The sequence below is a fragment of the Nocardia sp. Root136 genome, from assembly GCF_001427185.1.
Classification (GTDB): domain Bacteria; phylum Actinomycetota; class Actinomycetes; order Mycobacteriales; family Mycobacteriaceae; genus Nocardia; species Nocardia salmonicida.
The window spans coordinates 447,327-461,205 of record NZ_LMFE01000010.1 but is presented as its reverse complement, the minus strand read 5'-3'; the positions used below and the strand labels follow the sequence as shown (position 1 = coordinate 461,205).

Genomic DNA, 13,879 nt, shown 5'->3' with positions numbered 1-13,879 from the left:
GTGGGTGGCATGAAGGCAGCCGGGTTCATCGTTTCAGTGGGCATGCTGTGCGCAGTGTCGGTCGCGGGATGCTCGACGGACAGCGGCACCGCGCAACCGGCGACGACCACCGCTCGCGGTGGCTCGTGGGGTTCCGGCACACCCGTCACCGAACTGCCCGGCGCCGGCGGTCCGACGATCGCGCCGGATCAGCCGCCACCGGTCATCGTCGCCCCGACGACGCCGGGCCCTCGCCCGACCGGTTCGGGCGCACCGAGCAGCGCGCCTGCCTCCACCGTGCCCCGACCGCCGGTCGCGACCGATGTCGTCTCGCTGGTCGCCGTCGATGCCGCAGGTCAACCGGCCAACGGCTTCGCCCTGACCAGTCCGACCCCGGTCGGCACTCTCGACTGCTCCTACAAGTCGCCGAGTCGTTCGGCGACCACCGCGGGGATCTACGAATGCGGTGCTTCCGCCGACTCGGCCAATGTGTGCTGGGCGGCTCCCGACAGGGCCTCGCTGCTGTGCGCGAATGACCCGTGGCAGCGCGGGCTGCGCCTGTATACCGTCAATCCGCCGGTCGCCGACATCGGCAAAACCGCGTCGCCCGAGCCGTGGGCGCTCGAACTCGCCGACGGCCGCCACTGCCGCATCCGCGTCGGCGGCGCCTGGGGTGGCCGCTCCGACGGTCTGGTCGGTGCCTACTCCTGCGACGGCGGGAACGACGTGGTCCTGCAGCCGTCCACCGCCCGCACGGCCATCGACACCTCGACCAGTACCTGGTTGGTCGAGGTCGGTCCGCTGGGCTCCGGCGCACCCGACTTCCCGGCCCCCGCGACTGTCGCTGTTCGCATCGCTTACTTCGCTGCAGCGGGCTGAGTTGCCGACCGGGTCAGTTGCAGATGGGCGCCCATCGCCTAGCTGATCGGTCGTCGGGTGGTCGGGATGAACTGGCGGGAGTACGCGATAGCGGCGCCGGTGTCGGTGAATATGGTGTCCTTGCCGCCGGCCGGGAGGGCGCCGATGGTGGACAGGTGATGGAGATGGTCGGCGCGTAGACCGGACAGCAGAACGGTGATGTGGCGGTGTTCCAGTTTGCGAATGGCGTCTTTGAGCACCAGCGCGCCGGTGGTGTCGAGGGCGGTGATGCGGGACATGCGCAGGATCACGACCTTGACGTCGGCGACGTCGGTCAGTTCGAGGAGAAAGCGGTGGGCGGCGGCGAAGAACAGTGGGCCGTCGATGCGGTAGGCGACTATGTGGTCGCGCAGCAGATCGTGTTCTTCGCCTAGGTGGTCGCTCTCGTCGAGGGGGACCTGGTCGAGAGTGGCTTCGCGGGCGATGGCGCGGACCGCGAGGACGAGGGCGAAGCCGATGCCGATCACCACGGCGGTCACCAGGTCGAAGGCGATGGTGACGACAAAGGTCAGTGCCATGACGACGGCGTCGCCGCGCGAGGCACGTGCGATCGCGGCCAATGACGCGGCCTCGACCATGCGCACCGTGGTCGCGAGGAGTACACCGGCCAGTGCCGCGATCGGAATATCGGAGACCAGCCCGGACGCGAAATAGACGATGCCGGCCAGGACCACGGCGTGGGTGAGGGCGGCGAGTCGAGTGCGCGCGCCCGAGCGGACGTTCACCGCGGTTCTGGCGATCGCGCCGGTCGCCGGCACACCACCGAACATCGGCGCCGCGATATTGGCCAATCCCTGCCCCAACAATTCGCGGTCGGGGTCGTTGCGGGTACCGACCGCCATCGCGTCCGCGGCGGTGGCCGACAGCAGGGATTCGAGGGCAGCCAGCGCGGCGACGGCGAGGGCGGGCAACAGCAGAGTAGTCACTTCGTCGAGGTGGAGAAACGACAGCGACGGCGCGGGTAGCCCGGCCGGAATCGCGCCGACTCGCGCCAGATCGAGCCCGGCAACGCTCGCGACTACCGTCGCCAGCACCACGGTGACGAGCGCGAACGGCAGCTTCGGCAGGAAACGTCCGCCGACCAGGATCACCGCGGCCACCACGAGCGCTGTCACGAGCGCGGTCCAGTGCGGCTCGTCGACGAATCGGCACACCGCGTCGAACGCCGACTGCCAGACCTTCTCGCCTTCGGCTCCGGACACCCCCAGCGCGCCCGGAAATTGTTGCAGGGCAATCACTACCGCGATCCCTGCGGTGAACCCTTCGATCACCGGGGCGGGCATGAACCGCACCGCTCGGCCGACGCCGGCAAACGCCAGCCCGACCAGCATGATTCCGGCCATCAACCCGACGGTCAGCACCCCGGACGCGCCGTGTTCGGCCACGATCGGCACGAGCACCACCGTCATTGCGCCGGTCGGTCCCGACACCTGGAAACGCGAGCCACCGAACACCGCGGCCAGCGCGCCCGCCACGATCGCCGTCGCCAGGCCTGCGGCGGCACCGAGCCCGGAACTGATGCCGAATCCCAGCGCCAAGGGCAACGCCACCAGCGCCACGACCAGCCCCGACATCAGATCCGTGCCCGGCGCCCGGAAAGCGGGCGTCCACTCCGACCACGCCGGCAGCAGCGACCGCATGGTCAGCGGTTACCGAGCAGGCGCAACTTCAGCGCGGCGAGCTGCTCGCGCAGCTCCTCCGGTAGCCGGTTGCCGCCGATGCGGGCGAACCATTCGTCGATGGACCGGATTTCGGTGACCCACTCCGCGGTGTCGACGGCCAGCGCCTGTTCGACCAGTGCGCGGTCGGCATCGTCGAGGCCGGTCAGGTCGATGGCGTCGGCAGTAGGGACGTAGCCGACCGGCGTCCACTCGGCGTCGGCGGTGCCATCGAGGCGTTGCAGCGCCCACTTCAGCACGCGTACGTTATCGCCGAAGCCGGGCCACAGGAACGTGCCATCGGCACCGCGGCGGAACCAGTTGACCTGGAAGATCTTCGGCAGCTTCGTGGCATCGGCCTGTTCGCCCAGCTTCAACCAGTGCGCGAAGTAGTCGCCGACGTGGTAGCCGAGGAACGGCAGCATCGCCATCGGATCGCGACGCACCACGCCGACCGCACCCGCGGCCGCGGCGGTGGTCTCCGAGGACAGCACCGAGGCGGTGAACACGCCGTGCGCCCAGTCGAAAGTCTCGGTCACCAGTGGCACCGTGCTCGCCCGTCGGCCACCGAAGAAGATCGCCGAGATCGGTACGCCGGTTGGATCGTTCCACTCCGGCGCGACCGAGGGGCACTGCTCGATCGGTGTGCAGTACCGCGAATTCGGGTGTGCGGCAGGGGTTCCTGACGTCGGCGTCCAGTCGTTGCCGCGCCAGTCGGTGAGGTGGGCGGGTGGCTCTTGCGTGAGGCCCTCCCACCACACATCACCGTTGTCGGTGAAAGCGGTGTTGGTGAAGATCGAGTTGCCTCGGTCGATGGTGGCGATCGCGTTGGGGTTGGTGCGCTCGCCGGTTCCGGGCGCGACACCGAAGAACCCGGCCTCCGGGTTCACCGCGTAGAGCCTGCCGTCGGCGCCGAAACGCATCCAGGCGATGTCGTCACCGATGGTCTCGGCCTGCCAGCCGGGTAGTGCGGGCTCGAGCATCGCCAGGTTGGTCTTGCCGCACGAGGACGGGAACGCGGCCGCCACGTAGTGCGTCTTGCCCTTCGGCGAGGTGAGTTTGAGGATGAGCATGTGCTCGGCCAGCCAGCCCTCGTCGCGCCCGACGACCGAGGCGATCCGCAGCGCGAAGCACTTCTTGCCGAGCAAGGCATTGCCGCCGTAGCCCGAGCCGTAGCTCCAGATCGTGCGTGACTCGGGGAAGTGCGCGATGTACTTGGTGTGGTCGCACGGCCACGCAACGTCGGTCTGGCCGACGCTCAGCGGTGCGCCGACCGAATGCAGGCAGCGCACGAATTCGGTGTCGCCGGTGAGTTTTTCCCATACGGGTGCACCGGAACGGGTCATGATCTGCATCGACACCGCCACATACGGCGAATCGGTGATCTGTACACCGAAGCTGGGCTCAGCGGAATCGAGCGGGCCCATGCAGAAGGCGATCACGTACATCGTGCGGCCCGCCATCGCGCCGCGGTAGTGCTCGGTGAGCACGGTGCGCATATCGACCGGGTCGACCCAGTTGTTGGTCGGGCCCGCGTCCGTGGGGTCCTCGGAGCAGATGAACGTGCGGTCTTCGACCCTGGCGACGTCGTCGGGGTCGGAGACACACCAGAAGGAGTTCGGTTTGCCGGTGAGCCGGACGAAAGTGCCCTTCTCGACGAGCTCGTCGGTGAGGCGATCCCATTCCGCGGGTGACCCGTCGCACCAGACGACGCGGTCGGGGGCGGTGAGTTCCGCGATCTCGTCGACCCAGGCCAGGATGGCCGGGTGGTCGGTGGAAAGCGTCGTCGGCGCGGAGTTCGCGGTCACGGGTGTTCTCCTTCTTGACTTGCTAGGTATCCAATTTAGAAATTATGCAATCAAACGGCGTGGGAAGCGTGATGCTGTTCGGTTGGATCAGGCGGGGTCTAGTAGCTCGGCTTGTCCGGCGACGACGCCGGTCAGGATCGCGCGAGCCACGATCAGCAGCTCTTTCACTCGTGGCGAGGTGAGTTCGTAGGTCACCGAGAGGCCCTCTCGCCGGGCCGTCACCAGCCCCGCTCGACGCAGGATAGCCAACTGCTGAGACAGGTTCGCCGCCTCGACGCCGACTTCGGGGAGCATCTCCGATACCGCGTATTCGCGTTCGCTGAGCAGCTCCAGAACCCGGATACGAATCGGGTGGCCGAGCGTTTTGAAGAAGTCGGCCTTCATCTGGTACAGCGGTCTGCTCAATCCTGGCACCGTCGCGAACCCCGTCCTGCTGTGGCGGTATCGTGTTGCTTACTTTAGCAAACAGGCTAACAGGAGAAATATGCCCCTCGCCTCGCTCAACGGCATCCAGCTCAACTACGACGTCACCGGATCGGGGCCGTTGGTCCTGCTCGTGATGGGTAGTGGCAGCCCCGGTCGGGTCTGGCGTACCTATCAGGTGCCCGCGCTCGTCAAGGCGGGGTTCACCGTCGCCACTGTCGACAACCGGGGGATCGCGCCGTCGTCGGAGTCGGCTTCCGGGATCACCATGGCGCAACTGGTCGGCGATACCGCCGCGCTGATCGAGCACCTCGGTGCCCCGGCGCATGTGGTCGGGACCTCGATGGGATCGCGGATCGTCGCCGAACTCGCGCTGGTTCGACCCGAGCTGCTGCGCACGGCAGTGATGTTCGCCGCTACCGCGCGTCCGCATCCGGTGACGAGCACGCTCAGCAAGGGCGAGCAGGCGTTGTTCGACAAGGGAATTCAGTTGCCGCCGGAGTACGCGGCGGCGGTCAAGGCGATGGTGAATCTGTCGCCGCACACCCTGGCCGATCCGGCCAAGGCGCAGGAGTGGCTCGACATCTTCGAATTCACCTCGGGGAAGGGAACTCCCGGCACTCGGGCGCAAGCGGGGATGGATCGGTCGCAGGATCGGCGGGCGGCCTATCGGGGGATCTCGGTGCCCAGCTTGGTTGTCGGGTTCGCCGATGACCAGATGGTGCCGCCGCGGTTCTGCCGGGAGGTCGCCGAGGCGATCCCGACGGCCGCCTATACCGAGATCGAGCGGTGCGGGCACTACGGGTATCTGGAGCGGCCCGATGAGGTCAATCGGGTCCTCATCGAATTCCTCTCCGCCGCTCGATAACTCACGACGCCCAGCTGGCGACGTGACGGGTATCTAGCCCGGCATCGTCAGTGCTGATGCCGCGGCCGCGCCGATCGCGGCCGCGACCGCGGTGAGCGCGGGGGAGTGCAGTTTCCACTGCTGCCAATACAGCGGGACATCGATGTGGGAGTCGCCGTCGATGTTCACCAAAGTGCCTGCGGTGCGGTCTTGCTCGGTTTGCAGATCAGGCAGCATGCCCCAACCGAGTCCGAGCCGCACCGCATCGACGAACGCGCTCGACGACGGCACGTAATGACCGGGCGGGTCGACCCGGCGACGGGTGCGGCGGCGCAGTTGGCGCAGCTGGAGGTCGTCCTTGCGGTCGAAGTGCACGACCGGCGCGTGGGTGTAGGCGGCTGGGGTCGGGCCGTCGGGGAACCAGGTGCGAACGAACTGCGGTGTCGCGGTCGGGCGGTAGCGCATCGCGCCCAGCGGGGTGACGGTGCAGCCCTGCACCGGCGTCGCGGTCGCGGTGATCGCGGCCGTCACCGTGCCGTCGCGCAGCAATCGGGTGGTGTGTTCCTCGTCTTCGCGGTGCAGGTCGAAGGTGATCCCGGCGGGCACGCGCGCGAGCGCGGGCATCACCCACGATTCGAGGGAGTCGGCGTTGACGGCGATCGGGATGCGGATCGGCCGGTCGGCGGGGCGGTCGGCATCGCCGAGTTCGCGTGCGGTGTCGCCGGCGAGCAACTCCACCTGCCTGGCCAGACGCAGCACCGCGAGCCCGGATTCGGTGGGACGCACCGGTTTCGAGCGTTGCACGAGGACGCGCCCCGCTGATTCCTCCAGTGCCTTGATCCGCTGACTGATCGCCGACGGGGTGAGGTCGAGTCGGCGCGCGGCCGCGTCGAAGGTGCCCTCGGTGAGGACGGCGTTGAGCGCGCGCAACTGGTCCAACTGGAGATCCACCTAAGCAACTCTAATGGTTGTTAAGAATCATTAGCTGGACTGAATATCGACAGCCTCTTAGCGTCGATGGGGTGACGGCATCATCGGCGGCGCTGGCCGCCCTCTCCGGATTGGGCTTCGGGCTCTCGCTCATCGTGGCGATCGGCGCGCAGAACGCGTTCGTGCTGCGCCAAGGGGTGCGTGGGCAGCACGTGCTGCCGGTGATCGCGGTGTGCGCGGTGTCCGACATCGTGTTGATCGGCGCGGGAGTGGCCGGGTTCGGCACGGTCGTCGAGTCGTTTCCAGCGGTTGTGACCGTTGCCAAGTACGCGGGGGCGGCCTTTCTGGTCGGCTACGCGCTGCTGGCGGCTCGGCGCGCCCTCGGTTCGTCGACCCTGATCGCCGAAGCGGCGGGCGCCTCGGTGGCCGTCGGCGCCTCCGTGCTCACCTGCCTGGCGCTCACCTGGCTCAATCCGCACGTGTACCTGGACACACTGGTCCTGCTCGGCTCCTTCGCCAGCACCTACGCGACGCCCGACCGCTGGTTCCTGGCCGCGGGCGCCATGCTCGCCAGCGTCGTCTGGTTCGCCGCCCTCGGCTACGGTGCTCGCCGGCTCGGTCCGCTCTTCGCGCGCCCGATCGCGTGGCGGGTCCTGGATTCGCTGATCGCCCTGGTCATGCTCGCGCTGGCCATCGGGCTGCTGCTCGCCTGAGGGGCGAGAGCTAGGACTCCCACGGCTTCACCGGGGGCTTGACCCACAGCAGTTTCTCGTCGGCGTGGGTGCGCACCGCGGCGGCGTGCTCGGGGTTGCGAGCCGCCCAGGCGTCCTTCTGGTCGAGCAGGTCGGCGACCACCTGCCAGGTCTCGCCGGTACTCGGCGGGTTGGTGTCGGCGGCACGGGCCAGCTTGCGCAGGGTGGCCGTGGGCAGGGCGAGCAGTTCGGCGCTGCGGATATCGCGTGACCAGGCGTAGGCCGCCATGCGGCGGGCCTTGGCGACGCGGCTGGCGGTAGCCGCGTCGGAATGCGCGTGATCGGGTGCCTGATCGGCGCTGTCTGGCACGACGGTGATTCTACGACGAAACGCCCGCGCTCCGGTCGGCGATGACCGGGGCGCGGGCGTTCACCCGTCAGGTAGTTCAGTAGGCGCTGTCGACGTCGACTGCCTGGTGACGGTGGATCAGTACGCGCTGTTGACGTTGTCCATCGAGCCGTAGCGGTTGGCCGCGTAGTTGCAGGCCGCGACGATGTTGGACACCGGGTTCCAGACGTCGAAGGGGGTGCCCTCGACGTGGAAGGAGGCGAAGGTGGGGTCGATCACCTGGAGCAGGCCCTTGGAGGGGATGCCGTTGATCGCGTTGATGTCCCACAGGTTGATCGCCTGGGGGTTACCGGTCGACTCACGCATGATGTTGCGGTGGATGCCCTCGTAGGTGCCGGGGATGCCCTTCGCCGCCATGATGTCGAGCGCCTCACGGATCCAGCCGTCGAGGTTGTTCTCGTAGGCGCGGGGGGCCGGTGCGGGCTCGGGCATCGGGGCCGGAGCGGCCTCGGGGGCCGGTGCCGGTACGGGGGCGGCTTGCGGCGCGGGCGCCGGGGCAGGGATGGCCTGGATGGCGGGTGCGGCGGCAGCGGGGATGTTCTCCGCCTGCTCGACGACCATGGCGGCACGCTCGGGAACGCTGTCGTCGGCGAACGAGACGGCGGAGGACGCGGCTACGGCGACCAGACCGACCGCGGCGACTGCCACGGTGAACGCCTCACGGCGCGAGCGACGGCCGATAACGGTGCTGAGCTTGTCTTTGTTGAGCATTGCTTCTCTGTTCCTTCATCTCTGTCTGGCGACGCAGGCCCTGATGTAGGGCGCGATGGATCGCGCAGCGCGCACGGGAGTACACGCCGGTCAGGCGATGCGTTGTTTCTGTCTGTATGGGAAGGTGCGACACTGTCGGGGGACGAACGCTCGATGGCAGTTCATCGCTGGCGCCGCACGGTGCTCCACAGCTGGCTGCGGGGAGACCACGCGCTGTTCGGTGCTATCGGAGGTTGGATACTCCCGGGCTAACCAAACCGCAGGTCCGTTTGTGACCTGATGACAGAATGGTCACGACGGGTTAACGCAAGGTGAACGAAACTTGAACGGCAAACGTTGCCGATCTTGGTTCATTGCCGGGCAGTTGCAGAATCGTTATGTATGCAGGAGGTTTGCGACCCTGATCTGCGTGGCGGCCGTCACAGAAAAAGTTTGCCCGAATCAGGTTTCGCGGGGGTTTGCGCAGCTCGGGGGAGTTCGAATCGGGGCCTGAGCGCACTAGCACGGGTTCATCCATGGCGGTTCGATAACGAGACCGTGACCGTTGTTCGGCAGGCAGTCGAAGGGGCCGATCGGCCTGGACGCACTCCGTACGCATGCGTATGGTTGGCGGACGGTTGCTGAGAGGTCGAATCATGATCGAGAACATCCACGAGCGAACGATCAGTGCGCCCGCCGCGCAGGTCGGCGAGCTGATCGACAAGGTCGCTGTCCCGGGAAATTCTTTGTGGCCCAGCCCCGCCTGGCCGCCGCTCGAGCTGGACGGACCGTTGGCCGCGGGCGCGGCGGGCGGCCACGGCTCCGTGCCGTACACCTGCACCGCCTATCGCCCCGGTGAGTTCGTCGAGTTCACTTTCGCGCCGGGATTCATGCTGGACGGCACTCATGTCTTCGAGGTGATCGACAAGGGTGCGGTCAGTTCCCTGCGCCACGTGATCCGCGCCGAGACGAGGGGTTTGTCGGGTCTGCTCGGCTGGCATCTGGCTGTTCGCCCACTGCACGACGCCCTGCTGGAAGAGCTGCTGGACAACGCGGAGACTGCCGTCGGCACCCCACCCGAGCCGTATCGCCGGCCGGTGCGGGCGCAGTTTCTTTACTGGGTCTCGCTGCGTCTCGGGCTCGACTGAGCGGACTCGAGTAGCCGTCCGACGATGTCGTCCACCAGTTCGCCGGTAGCGGGCAAGGTGTCGGGTGCGACACGTGCCAGCTGGTTGATGCCGTGATAGATGCCGACGGCTACCGCAGCCCGCGTACTCGCTTGCGCCGCGGGCACCGCGAGCAGCTGTAGCTGGGCGGCTACGTACTCGATCCGCCGCGCCGCGACCCGTTGCATGGCGTCTGCCACCACGGGCTGGTCGATGGCGGCCAGCAGGGCGAGTTCTTCTCTGCCCTCGGTCGCGTACTCGATGACTTCGGTGAACAGCAGGCGCAGCCGCTCGACGGGGTCCGACAGCTCGTCGAGCCGGGCGATCACGTCGTCGGTGCCCAGCTGTTCCCATCGGGCGAGCACTGCGTCGACGAGGGCGCCGCGGTCTTTGAAGTGCCAGTAGAAGCTGCCTTTGGTGGCTCCCAGGCGCTTCGCCAGCGGTTCCACGGCGACACCGGTGAGCCCGCTCTCGCCGAGCGCCGCGATCGCAGCGGTGATCCAGTCCTCGGCGTTGAGCCTGCGGGACGGCTTCCCTGTCGACATCACCGCCATACGCTACCGAATGGTCGAGCGGGGTGTCGGCCTCGAAGCGCGGATGGCGAACTTTCGGTAACGGTCCGATCCGGCAGCGAAAACAAACGAGGCCCTTGACCGTATTACCTGTTCAAGGGCCTCGTTGTGGTGCGCCATCAGGGACTTGAACCCCGAACCCGCTGATTAAGAGTCAGCTGCTCTGCCAATTGAGCTAATGGCGCATGTCTTTGTTCTTTGCCCCGTCTCCGGTGCGGAACAAACATTAGCAGGCCGTGGGGCGGAAAGTGAAATCGGGCGCTGACCAGCAACAATGCCGCATACTAGCCGTTGTTAACGCCGACGGCCTTCGTGCGTATCTAACGATTGTGACTTGGTCGTGTCGCGGGGGCTTTCCCGTTGGAACCGGCCGGACTAGCTGGCAGAATGGGCGAGACGTCGAGTTCGTAACGCCCCCCGCCTACACGGATGGCTTTAGCGATTCGGTCGGTGGGATCTGCGGCGCACTGTAATCGCGTCGGTACGGAAACGGGGTTGACATGGGTAAGAAGCGGGGGCGACCTCGGTCGCTACGGACGATCGTTCCGGTGGTGCTGTTGGCGGTGTTCGCGCTCGGCGCGTCGGCGTGCTCGGCCGCGGAGGGCACCGGGGTGGAGGTAGCGATCGATCGCAACCCCCTCGCCGAGCTCATCAAGCCGAAGCTGGTCTCGACCATCAAGGACGGGCAGGTCGGCGTCTCGCCCGGTATGCCGATGGCCTTCCAGGTCGAGGACGGCAAGTTCACCGACGTCACGCTGACCAATCAGCAGGGCACCGCGGTCGCGGGTCAGCTGGCAGCGGACGGGCGTTCCTGGTCGACCGCCGAGGTGCTCGGCTACGGCAAGACCTACAAGCTCACCGCCGCGGCCATCGGGCTCGGTGGCGCGAACTCCTCGACGCTGAGCTTCACCACCAGCTCGCCGAAGAGCCAGACCAAGCCGTACCTGCTGCCCGGTGAGGGTGAGGTGGTCGGTATCGGTCAGCCGGTGGCGATCCAGTTCGACGAGAACATCCCCGACCGCCGTGCCGTGCAAGAGGCCATCAAGATCACCACCGAGCCTGCTGTCGAGGGTGCCTTCTACTGGGTGAACAATCGCGAAGTGCGGTGGCGCCCAGAGCATTACTGGACACCGGGCACCAAGGTGACCATCGATGTGAACGTCTACGGCAAAGACCTGGGCAAGGGCCTGTACGGCCAGGACAACATCCATTCGTTCTTCACCATCGGTGACGCGGTGGTCTTCACCGCCGACGACAACACCAAGCAGGTGGTGGTGGAGAAGAACGGTCAGGTGATCATGACCATGCCCACCTCGATGGGTAAGGACAGCACGCCCACCGACAACGGCGTCTACATCGTCAGCGACCGGCACGAGAAGATCGTCATGGACTCCTCGACCTACGGTGTGGCGGTGAACTCGTCCGACGGGTACCGCACGCCGGTCGACTACGCGACGCGAATCTCCTACAGCGGCATCTTCTTCCACTCGGCGCCGTGGTCTGTCGGGCAGCAGGGCTACTCCAACGCGAGCCACGGCTGCCTGAATCTGAGTCCGGCGAACGCGCGCTGGGTGTACGAGAACGCCAAGCGTGGCGACATCACGGTGATCAAGAACACGGTCGGCGGCACCCTGTCCGGTGTCGACGGGCTGGGTGACTGGAACATCGCGTGGCCGGAATGGAAGGCGGGCAACGCCGACGCTCCGTAGTCGCGCTACGCACCAAAAACGAAGGGGCACCGGAAGTTTCCGGTGCCCCTTCGTTGTGTCCGTGACTGTCTCACTGCGGGGTGGGGAGCTGGCTGCAGTCCATCATCGCCTCGCCCGCGACGGCGAGCGCGCTGCCGAGGGCGCCGCACAGGATGCGTCCGCCGAACAGCATGCGGTCGAGGTTGGGTAGGCCGGCCGAGCCGGTGCCGGAGGACCCGGTGGTCTCGAGGCCGGTGGTGGAGCCGCTCTGCGCCGAACCGGATTCGGGTTGATCACTCGGCAGGCCGAAGTCGCCGATGGGGGTCTCCGCCGCGAAGTCGGTGAGGGGCAGGCCGGGCGATGCCGTTGCGGTACCCGCGACGGGGCCGAGCACGGTGGCGGCGAGGATGGCGACGACGGTGGAACGCTTCATCAAGGGGTCTTTCCGGTCGAGCGCTGACGCGATGGCGAGATCTGCCCCACATCTGGGCAGCGGTCCAAAGTGTAGCGGTCAAACGTGACCTTCGTCATGGTGGTGCGGGTTATCCGGCCTCGGCGAGGTCGGGTTCGTCGCGATGGATCTCCGACGCGACGCTCAGGTGGTCGACGACCACCCTGCGGGCGCCGCAGCGGCAGCGCTGATAGGCCACGAGGCCCTCGCTGGTCCGGTGGCGCGACTCGATCTGCCAGGTGTGTGCGGGGTGGCTGCTCATGGTTCGAGTCTGATGTAATGGCATTGTGCATTACAACCATTACGGGCGGGAGCCGGTGCTGCTCGGCGTCGACCTGCTCAACAATCCGTGTTCGAGCGCCGCGGAGTTGGCGCGGCGCTGTGTGGGCGCCGGTGTGGTGCTGAGGGCGCCGGTGTCCGAGGGTGATCTCGTGGCGGTGACGGCCTTTCTGGGGCGTTGGCGCGGGGTGGTGGAGTGCGCGGACCGCGCCGAGCGAGCGGCGCTGCTCAATGTGTTGCTGGCCGAGTACGCGTCTCCACCCCGCCTGACCGACCATGTGGGCGACGGTTGGCATCTGCACTTCCGTGACCCCGGGGTGGCGACGGATCGTCAGATCGCCGCGTTGATCACCGTCGGTACCGCTTTGCACCTGACCGGGCTCGGGATGGACCGCCTCGGCGCCTGCGCGGCGGACGGGTGCTCGCAGGTGTACGCCGACACCTCGCGCAACGGCAGGCAACGGTTCTGCAGCCCGGCCTGTGCGAACCGGTCCGCCGTCCGACGGCACCGAGCGGGCCGCGCAGGCGTCGGATAGCAAAGAAGGCCCGGTCCTGGGGACCGGGCCTTCTCTTCGGGGTGACCGACGGGACTCGAACCCGCGACATCCAGGATCACAACCTGGTGCTCTACCAACTGAACTACGGTCACCATCACCGGTGAATCACCGGCGCCGTCGATACTAGCGTGACTTTGGCGTCAGGCCCTAATCCGCTGGTAGAGGACTTGAACCGGTGACATCCACGGCATCGGTGGCGTCCTGTGCGGCGGCGGCGATCTCGGTGGTGGTCGGTCCGGGCAGCGGCACGAACGCGGTACGACGGTAGTACTCGAGCTCGCGGATGGATTCCTTGATGTCGGCCAGCGCGCGGTGGGCCAGGCCCTTCTCCGGCTGACCGAAGTAGATGCGCGGGTACCAGCGCCTGCACAGTTCCTTGATCGAGCTCACGTCGACCATCCGGTAGTGCAGGTGCGCGTCGAGTTCCGGCATGTCGCGAGCGATGAAGCCGCGATCGGTGCCGATGGAGTTGCCGCACAGCGGCACCGTGCGCGCGGTGGGCGCGTACTCGCGGATGTAGTCGAGTACCTGCTGCTGGGCCTGCTCGAGGGTGACGGTGGAACGCCGAACCTCTTCGGTCAGACCGGATTTCGCGTGCATGGTGGCGACGACCGGTGGCATGCAGGCCAGGGCGGCGTCGTCGGCGTGGATGACGATGTCGACACCGTCACCGAGAATGTTGAGGTCGCTGTCGGTTACGAGCGCGGCGATCTCGATCAGCTTGTCGCTGTCGAGACGGAGCCCCGTCATTTCGCAATCCATCCAGACCAGGAGTTTGTCTGACACGGGAGTCACCCTAATGGTGGGTCCGT

At 67.1% G+C, this 13,879-nt stretch carries 16 protein-coding genes and 2 tRNA genes; 6 read left to right on the top strand and 12 right to left on the bottom strand.

The window, feature by feature from the left end:
- The first annotated feature begins 9 nt into the window (after nucleotides 1-9).
- On the top strand, nucleotides 10-858 hold the full coding sequence (locus tag ASD42_RS27105) for a hypothetical protein (protein ID WP_056821618.1): 849 nt from the start codon (nucleotides 10-12) through the stop codon (nucleotides 856-858).
- Between the two features lie 38 nt (nucleotides 859-896).
- On the opposite strand, the gene ASD42_RS27100 is transcribed toward ASD42_RS27105, so the two are convergent.
- The 3 genes from ASD42_RS27100 to ASD42_RS27090 all read right to left on the bottom strand — a co-directional run bounded on the left by ASD42_RS27100 (nucleotide 897) and on the right by ASD42_RS27090 (nucleotide 4,747).
- Nucleotides 897-2,537, bottom strand: a complete 1,641-nt coding sequence (locus tag ASD42_RS27100; protein WP_056821616.1) for a SulP family inorganic anion transporter — start codon at nucleotides 2,535-2,537, stop codon at nucleotides 897-899.
- 2 nt (nucleotides 2,538-2,539) lie between these two features.
- Entirely contained in the window at nucleotides 2,540-4,363 is a 1,824-nt protein-coding gene (locus ASD42_RS27095) for a phosphoenolpyruvate carboxykinase (GTP) (RefSeq protein WP_056821613.1), read from the bottom strand.
- Between the two features lie 87 nt (nucleotides 4,364-4,450).
- Entirely contained in the window at nucleotides 4,451-4,747 is a 297-nt protein-coding gene (locus ASD42_RS27090) for an ArsR/SmtB family transcription factor (protein WP_056821611.1), read from the bottom strand.
- 100 nt (nucleotides 4,748-4,847) lie between these two features.
- Here ASD42_RS27090 and ASD42_RS27085 point away from each other — a divergent pair, with 100 nt between their 5' ends.
- Nucleotides 4,848-5,654 carry an alpha/beta fold hydrolase gene (locus ASD42_RS27085; RefSeq protein ID WP_056821609.1) on the top strand — a complete coding sequence of 269 codons (807 nt, stop codon included), beginning with the start codon at nucleotides 4,848-4,850 and terminating at the stop codon, nucleotides 5,652-5,654.
- A 33-nt stretch (nucleotides 5,655-5,687) separates the two neighbouring features.
- Here ASD42_RS27085 and ASD42_RS27080 read toward each other — a convergent pair whose 3' ends face one another.
- Nucleotides 5,688-6,584, bottom strand: a complete 897-nt coding sequence (locus tag ASD42_RS27080; protein ID WP_056821607.1) for a LysR family transcriptional regulator ArgP — start codon at nucleotides 6,582-6,584, stop codon at nucleotides 5,688-5,690.
- Nucleotides 6,585-6,655: 71 nt separating this feature from the next.
- On the opposite strand from ASD42_RS27080, the gene ASD42_RS27075 reads away from it, so the two are divergent.
- Nucleotides 6,656-7,276, top strand: coding sequence for a LysE/ArgO family amino acid transporter (locus ASD42_RS27075; protein WP_235569839.1), 621 nt, complete (start codon nucleotides 6,656-6,658; stop codon nucleotides 7,274-7,276).
- A gap of 10 nt (nucleotides 7,277-7,286) precedes the next feature.
- Here the strand turns inward: ASD42_RS27075 and ASD42_RS27070 are convergent, their stop codons facing one another.
- Nucleotides 7,287-7,625 (bottom strand): hypothetical protein, encoded by a 339-nt coding sequence (locus ASD42_RS27070; RefSeq protein ID WP_056821605.1) that lies wholly within the window; start codon nucleotides 7,623-7,625, stop codon nucleotides 7,287-7,289.
- A gap of 117 nt (nucleotides 7,626-7,742) precedes the next feature.
- Nucleotides 7,743-8,375, bottom strand: coding sequence for a transglycosylase SLT domain-containing protein (locus tag ASD42_RS27065; RefSeq protein ID WP_056821602.1), 633 nt, complete (start codon nucleotides 8,373-8,375; stop codon nucleotides 7,743-7,745).
- A 635-nt stretch (nucleotides 8,376-9,010) separates the two neighbouring features.
- On the opposite strand from ASD42_RS27065, the gene ASD42_RS27060 reads away from it, so the two are divergent.
- On the top strand, nucleotides 9,011-9,502 hold the full coding sequence (locus ASD42_RS27060; RefSeq protein WP_056821600.1) for a hypothetical protein: 492 nt from the start codon (nucleotides 9,011-9,013) through the stop codon (nucleotides 9,500-9,502).
- Here ASD42_RS27060 and ASD42_RS27055 read toward each other — a convergent pair.
- On the bottom strand, nucleotides 9,469-10,065 hold the full coding sequence (locus ASD42_RS27055) for a TetR/AcrR family transcriptional regulator (RefSeq protein ID WP_063893754.1): 597 nt from the start codon (nucleotides 10,063-10,065) through the stop codon (nucleotides 9,469-9,471). The two genes, ASD42_RS27060 and ASD42_RS27055, sit on opposite strands and share 34 nt — an antisense overlap.
- 136 nt (nucleotides 10,066-10,201) lie before the next feature.
- Nucleotides 10,202-10,277 (bottom strand) — tRNA-Lys (locus tag ASD42_RS27050).
- 315 nt (nucleotides 10,278-10,592) lie between these two features.
- On the opposite strand from ASD42_RS27050, the gene ASD42_RS27045 reads away from it, so the two are divergent.
- The gene (locus tag ASD42_RS27045) at nucleotides 10,593-11,801 is read left to right on the top strand and encodes a L,D-transpeptidase (protein WP_056821597.1); all 1,209 of its coding nucleotides are present in this window, start codon (nucleotides 10,593-10,595) and stop codon (nucleotides 11,799-11,801) included.
- 70 nt (nucleotides 11,802-11,871) lie between these two features.
- Here the strand turns inward: ASD42_RS27045 and ASD42_RS27040 are convergent, their stop codons facing one another.
- Together ASD42_RS27040 and ASD42_RS34975 are read right to left on the bottom strand one after the other, a co-directional pair.
- Nucleotides 11,872-12,213 (bottom strand): hypothetical protein, encoded by a 342-nt coding sequence (locus ASD42_RS27040; RefSeq protein WP_056821595.1) that lies wholly within the window; start codon nucleotides 12,211-12,213, stop codon nucleotides 11,872-11,874.
- 109 nt (nucleotides 12,214-12,322) lie between these two features.
- The gene (locus tag ASD42_RS34975; protein ID WP_165610186.1) at nucleotides 12,323-12,493 is read right to left on the bottom strand and encodes a hypothetical protein; all 171 of its coding nucleotides are present in this window, start codon (nucleotides 12,491-12,493) and stop codon (nucleotides 12,323-12,325) included.
- Nucleotides 12,494-12,518: 25 nt separating this feature from the next.
- Between ASD42_RS34975 and ASD42_RS27030 the strand changes: the two genes are divergently transcribed.
- Nucleotides 12,519-13,046 carry a CGNR zinc finger domain-containing protein gene (locus ASD42_RS27030; RefSeq protein ID WP_056821591.1) on the top strand — a complete coding sequence of 176 codons (528 nt, stop codon included), beginning with the start codon at nucleotides 12,519-12,521 and terminating at the stop codon, nucleotides 13,044-13,046.
- Nucleotides 13,047-13,086: 40 nt separating this feature from the next.
- On the opposite strand, the gene ASD42_RS27025 is transcribed toward ASD42_RS27030, so the two are convergent.
- Nucleotides 13,087-13,159 (bottom strand) — tRNA-His (locus ASD42_RS27025).
- 55 nt (nucleotides 13,160-13,214) lie between these two features.
- Nucleotides 13,215-13,853, bottom strand: a complete 639-nt coding sequence (gene orn / locus ASD42_RS27020; RefSeq protein ID WP_056821589.1) for an oligoribonuclease — start codon at nucleotides 13,851-13,853, stop codon at nucleotides 13,215-13,217.
- Nucleotides 13,854-13,879 lie beyond the last annotated feature (26 nt).

Excerpts from the sequence above, each read along its gene's own strand:
- ASD42_RS27055 (WP_063893754.1), bottom strand. The coding sequence starts at position 10,065 with ATGTCGACAGGGAAGCCGTCCCGCAGGCTCAACGCCGAGGACTGGATC.
- ASD42_RS27065 (WP_056821602.1), bottom strand. The coding sequence starts at position 8,375 with ATGCTCAACAAAGACAAGCTCAGCACCGTTATCGGCCGTCGCTCGCGC.
- ASD42_RS34975 (WP_165610186.1), bottom strand. The coding sequence starts at position 12,493 with ATGAGCAGCCACCCCGCACACACCTGGCAGATCGAGTCGCGCCACCGG.
- ASD42_RS27100 (WP_056821616.1), bottom strand. The coding sequence starts at position 2,537 with ATGCGGTCGCTGCTGCCGGCGTGGTCGGAGTGGACGCCCGCTTTCCGG.
- ASD42_RS27085 (WP_056821609.1), top strand. The coding sequence starts at position 4,848 with ATGCCCCTCGCCTCGCTCAACGGCATCCAGCTCAACTACGACGTCACC.
- ASD42_RS27090 (WP_056821611.1), bottom strand. The coding sequence starts at position 4,747 with ATGAAGGCCGACTTCTTCAAAACGCTCGGCCACCCGATTCGTATCCGG.
- ASD42_RS27105 (WP_056821618.1), top strand. The coding sequence starts at position 10 with ATGAAGGCAGCCGGGTTCATCGTTTCAGTGGGCATGCTGTGCGCAGTG.
- ASD42_RS27045 (WP_056821597.1), top strand. The coding sequence starts at position 10,593 with ATGGGTAAGAAGCGGGGGCGACCTCGGTCGCTACGGACGATCGTTCCG.
- ASD42_RS27060 (WP_056821600.1), top strand. The coding sequence starts at position 9,011 with ATGATCGAGAACATCCACGAGCGAACGATCAGTGCGCCCGCCGCGCAG.
- ASD42_RS27040 (WP_056821595.1), bottom strand. The coding sequence starts at position 12,213 with ATGAAGCGTTCCACCGTCGTCGCCATCCTCGCCGCCACCGTGCTCGGC.